5 protein-coding genes and 1 pseudogene are annotated in these 4,916 nt (G+C 71.4%); all 6 read left to right on the forward strand.

The window, feature by feature from the left end; genetic code table 11:
• The coding region (locus tag DBR36_RS18440) for a biotin--[acetyl-CoA-carboxylase] ligase (protein ID WP_258222810.1) at positions 1–457 on the forward strand (457 nt) is incomplete at its 5' end.
• Between the two features lie 62 nt (positions 458–519).
• Positions 520–1,077 (forward strand): PH domain-containing protein, encoded by a 558-nt coding sequence (locus tag DBR36_RS12605; RefSeq protein WP_108319895.1) that lies wholly within the window; start codon positions 520–522, stop codon positions 1,075–1,077.
• 104 nt (positions 1,078–1,181) lie between these two features.
• Positions 1,182–2,315 (forward strand): 5-(carboxyamino)imidazole ribonucleotide synthase, encoded by a 1,134-nt coding sequence (locus DBR36_RS12610; protein WP_108319897.1) that lies wholly within the window; start codon positions 1,182–1,184, stop codon positions 2,313–2,315.
• A gap of 107 nt (positions 2,316–2,422) precedes the next feature.
• Positions 2,423–2,890 (forward strand): 5-(carboxyamino)imidazole ribonucleotide mutase, encoded by a 468-nt coding sequence (gene purE, locus DBR36_RS12615; protein WP_108319899.1) that lies wholly within the window; start codon positions 2,423–2,425, stop codon positions 2,888–2,890.
• 38 nt (positions 2,891–2,928) lie between these two features.
• The gene (locus DBR36_RS12620) at positions 2,929–4,350 is read left to right on the forward strand and encodes an LCP family protein (protein ID WP_108319901.1); all 1,422 of its coding nucleotides are present in this window, start codon (positions 2,929–2,931) and stop codon (positions 4,348–4,350) included.
• Positions 4,347–4,916 (forward strand): annotated as a pseudogene (locus DBR36_RS12625) (glycosyltransferase); the annotation flags it as partial. The gene DBR36_RS12620 and the pseudogene DBR36_RS12625, both read left to right, overlap by 4 nt.

The following is a 4,916-nucleotide window of genomic DNA, read 5'->3' on the forward strand; positions in this document are numbered from 1 at the left end:
TCACGGCGCAGAGGCGCAGCTGAAGTGGCCGAACGACGTGCTGGTGGACGGCGGCAAGATCTGCGGCATCCTGGCCGAAGCCGTTCCCGGAACCTTCGACACGGTCGTCGTCGGCGCGGGCGTCAACACGCGGATGAGTCGCGCCGACCTGCCCGTCACGACGGCGACCTCGTTCGCCGCCATCGGCGTCGAGTGCGACGACGACCGCCTGCTGGCCGATTACCTCGAGCACCTGGGCGACGCCGTCGCGCAGCTCGCTCGCGGAGAGGGCGACCGCGTACACCGCGACGTCGAGAAGCTGTGCGCGACCGTCGGCCGCCAGGTGACGGTGTCGATGCCCGACGGCTCGACGCTCGCCGGCACCGCCGTGCGCCTGGACGGCGACGGCCGCCTCGTCGTGGACTCGGGCTCGCTCGAGACCGTGGTGTCGGCGGGCGACGTGGTGCACGTGCGCTGACCCGCGACGCGCCGGAGCGTGGCATCGGCTGACTCACGGCATCCGCACCGCACAATGAAGGGGTGAGTCAGCCGTCGAGCTCGATCGGACGCCCGCGTATGCCGGCGCCGGGCACGGCGGCGCCCGAGCTGCGCATCGCCCGTCTGCGCGCGCACGCGCGGCGCCTGTTCTGGTCGGCCCTGGTGCTGATCGCGGTGTCGGGGGCCACGGCGTACTTCTACGACAACCTGCCCGCACCGTACGAGAACTGGATGCTGCTGAGCGCGGCGGGAGTCCTCGTGCTCCTGCTCGTCGTGGTGCCGTTCTTCGTGTGGCTCTCGCACACCTGGACCATCACCACGCGGCGCGTCATCGAGCGGTCGGGGCCGTTCGGGGGCACGCAGCGCGAGATCTCGCACGTGCGGGGCTACGCGATCCAGATGCGACGCGGCATCCTGCAGCGTCTGTGGGGAGCGGGCTCGCTCACCCTGTCGAACGGCGTCGAGCCGCCGCTGCGCATGAAGAACATCCCCCACGCTGTGCTCGTGCACGAGACGCTCGTCGACCAGGTCGAGGTCAATCAGATCCTGGCCCACCGCGATTCGCAGACGTTCGGCTCGGGCGCGGTCGGCGGGTTCTGACTCCGCATCCGGGCTCAGCCCGTCGCAGCCCACGCCCCGCGCAGTCGCTCGGCTCGCGCGCCCGCGCGCGCCCCGACAGAATGGATGCCGACGGAAGGAGCGGCATGGCGCTGCGAGTCGGAGTGGTCGGTGGCGGACAGCTGGCGCGGATGATGATCGCGCCCGCCGTGGAGCTCGGGCTCGAGATCCGCGTCCTCGCCGAGCAGGAGGGCATGTCGGCGGCGATCGCCGCGACCGCGGTGGGCGACTACCGCGACGCCGAGACCGTGCTCGCCTTCGCGCGCGACGTCGACGTGATCACCTTCGACCACGAGCACGTGCCGCAGGACGTGCTCGCCGCCCTCGTCGACGCGGGCGTGTCGGTGCACCCCGGTCCCGCGCCGCTGGGCGTCGCCCAGGACAAGCTGGTCATGCGCGCCAGGATGGCCGAGCTCGGACTTCCGCAGCCGGACTGGGCGGCCGTGTCCGACGCCGCCGCGCTGCAGGACTTCCTCGACGCCCACGGCGGCCGCGGCGTGGTCAAGACGCCGCGCGGCGGCTACGACGGCAAGGGCGTGCGGGTGGTGTCCGCGGCGACCGAGGCGGACGACTGGTTCGCCGCGCTCGCCGAGGACGCCAACGGCGGGGCGCTGCTCGTCGAAGAACTCGTCGACTTCACCCGCGAGCTCGCGCAGCAGGTCGCGCGCCGCCCATCGGGCGAGGTGCGCGCTTATCCCGTCGTCGAGACGGTGCAGCGCGGCGGCGTTTGCGCCGAGGTGGTCGCCCCCGCCCCGCGCGCCGACGAGCGGGTGCAGCGCGTCGCGGCGCAGATCGGCGTGGCGGTGGCCGAGGGGCTCGGCGTCACCGGCATGCTGGCCGTCGAGCTGTTCGAGACGACGGACGAGCGCATCCTCATCAACGAGCTCGCGATGCGCCCGCACAACAGCGGGCACTGGACTCAGGACGGCGCGGTGACCAGCCAGTTCGAGCAGCACCTGCGCGCGGTGCTGGACCTCCCCCTGGGAGCGACGGATGCCGCGGCCGAGTGGACCGTGATGATCAACGTGCTGGGGGGACCCGCCGAGGGCACGCTCGAGGAGCGTTTCGCCGGCGCGATGGCGGCCCACCCCGCGGCCAAGATCCACACCTACGGCAAGGCGCCGCGGCCCGGGCGTAAGGTCGGGCACGTCAACGTCGTCGGCGACGACCTCGACGACGTCGTCTACGAGGCCCGCGCGGCGGCCGCTTTCTTCGATTGACCGGATGCCGAGAGCGCGCCGCTCCGCGATCTTCCAGCGAGCCGCTCTAGCCTGGACCGGTGACCCGGCCGCTGCATTCCTCCGAGACGCCCGTGGTCGGCGTCGTCATGGGCTCCGACTCCGACTGGCGCGTGATGAGCGACGCCTCGCAGGTGCTGACGGAGTTCGGCATCCCGCACGAGGTCGAGGTGGTGTCGGCGCACCGCACCCCCGACAAACTCGTGCGTTACGGGCGCGAGGCGCGCGGTCGCGGTCTACGGGCGATCATCGCCGGCGCCGGGGGAGCCGCGCACCTGCCGGGCATGTTGGCATCCGTCACCGCTCTTCCGGTGATCGGCGTGCCGGTGCAGCTCGCCACGCTGGACGGGCTCGACTCGCTGCTGAGCATCGTGCAGATGCCCGCGGGCATCCCCGTCGCCACCGTGTCGATCAACGGCGCCAAGAACGCGGGCCTGCTCGCCGCGCGGATCCTGGGCAGCGCCGACGACGCGCTCGCCGAAAGGGTCGAGGCCTACGCCCGCGACCTCGAGGGCCAGGTGGAAGAGAAGAACCGGCGGCTGAAGGAGTCCCTGTGACCCTCGCCGCCGCACGCCCGCGCGCGCAGGCTCCGCTCATGGAGTCGCGTCCGCTGCGTCACCCGGATGCCACCTCCGCCGCCGTCATGACGCGCCGCGGGTGGTGGCTCGTCGTGCTCAACTTCGTCCTGCCCGGTTCGGCGCAGGTGCTCGCCGGCAACCGGCGACTGGGCCGTTTCGGCCTCGGTGCGACGCTGGCGATGTGGACCGTGCTGATCCTCGCGGGGGCCACCGCTCTGCTCTCGCCGAGCGTCCTGTTCGCGATCGCGACGGGTTCGTTTGTCCCCGAGTTCCTGTCGTGGTTCCGGCCGCTGCCGCTGACGATCGTGCAGATCGCCTTGATCGGTTATCTGGTGCTCTGGATCGTGCTGACCATCGACACCCTGCGGCTCGTTCGCCTGGTGCGCGTGGGCGCGATCTCTCGCGTCGCGATGGTCATCGTGTCGGTGGGTCTGCTCGTGCTCTCGGGCTCCGGAGCAGCCTGGGCGGCTCAGGCCGCCGGGACCACGCGCGACGCGTTCGCGGAACTCTTCGGCGAGTCCGCACCCGTCGTTCCCCCGTCCGACGGTTATTACAACATCCTGCTGCTCGGCGCCGACTCGGGCGAGGGCCGCGACTCGATGCGCTTCGACAGCATCTCGGTCGTGTCCATCAACGCCGACACCGGCGCGACGACGATCACCGGCATCCCGCGCGACATGCCGCACTTCCCGTTCGCCCCCGGTCCCATGCAGGACGAGTACCCGAACGGTCACACGGGCTACGCCAACGCCACCTGCGGGTGGGGGAGCGGCATCAATCAGCTGCGCACCGAGGTCGAGGTGTGCCAGGACGGGAACAAGCTCTATCCGAACGCGGTGTCGCAAGGTTCGGAGCCGGGCATCGAGGCCACCAAGGATGCCGCCGAGGGGATCATGGGCATCCAGATCCCGTACTACGTCCTCATCGACATGAAGGGCTTCGCCGACCTGGTCGACGCGCTCGGCGGCGTCGACATCGACGTCAAGGAGCGCCTGCCCAAGGGCGGTCCGGCCTACGACGGCCAGCCCGTCGACGACTGGGCGTTCGGCTGGGTCGAGGCCGGGCAGCAGCACATGGACGGCGACACCGCGCAGTGGTACGCCCGCTCGCGCTACACGACGAGCGACTTCGACCGCATGCGCCGCCAGCGCGAGCTGCAAGAGGCGATCCTGGCCCAGACGAACCCGCAGAACGTGCTGGCGCACTTTCAAGAGGTCGCCGCCGCCGGGACGAATATCGTCGAGACCGACCTGCCGCAGGGTCTCATCGCCCCGACCCTGGTCAATCTCGCCCTCAAGGCCAAGGACCAGCCGGTGCAGACGCTCGAGCTCACCCCCGAGGGCGGGGTCGACGAGTTCGACCCAGACTACGACCAGGTGAAGCAGATGGTGAAAGACAAGCTGCACCCGCCGACCGAGACGGAGGCGCCGACCTCGTGACCGTCACCCTGCGCGTCGTCCTCGACCAGCTCGTCGCCCCGACCTCGCGCGATCTGGCCGAGGCCTCGGCATCCCTCACCGAAGCCCTCGTCGCGACCGCCCCGCGCGGCTGCGACGTCGCCGCGATCGTGCCCTCGCCTGGCATTCCCGACGACCAGGCCGTGCCCGGCCTGAGCTCCGAGACGCGCCTGTCGATGCGTCGGCGAGAGCTCGCGGCATCCTGGCAGCTGGGGGTCGCTCCCGGGATCGGAAAGGGACTCATCCACTCGCCCACCTCGCTCGCGCCCCTCGTGCGGCACGACCGGGTCAACGAGACGCACCAGATCGTCGCGACCCTGTGGGATCTGCGCGCCTTCGAGACGCCGGACGAGCTGACCAAGCCCGAGCTGCTCGCCGCGCGCGCCCTGCTCTCGCGCGTCGCGCGTCACGCCGACGCCGTCATCGTCCCCACGCACGCCATGGCGGAACGTCTGGGCGAGGTGGCCAAGGCCACGCTGGTCAAGAAGGTGCGCGTCATCAGCGGTGCCCCCGCGGCGGGTCTGCGGGTGCCCTCGGATGCCGTGGGT

This window comes from Microbacterium sp. HMWF026 (genome assembly GCF_003061325.1).
GTDB classification, from domain to species: domain Bacteria; phylum Actinomycetota; class Actinomycetes; order Actinomycetales; family Microbacteriaceae; genus Microbacterium; species Microbacterium testaceum_E.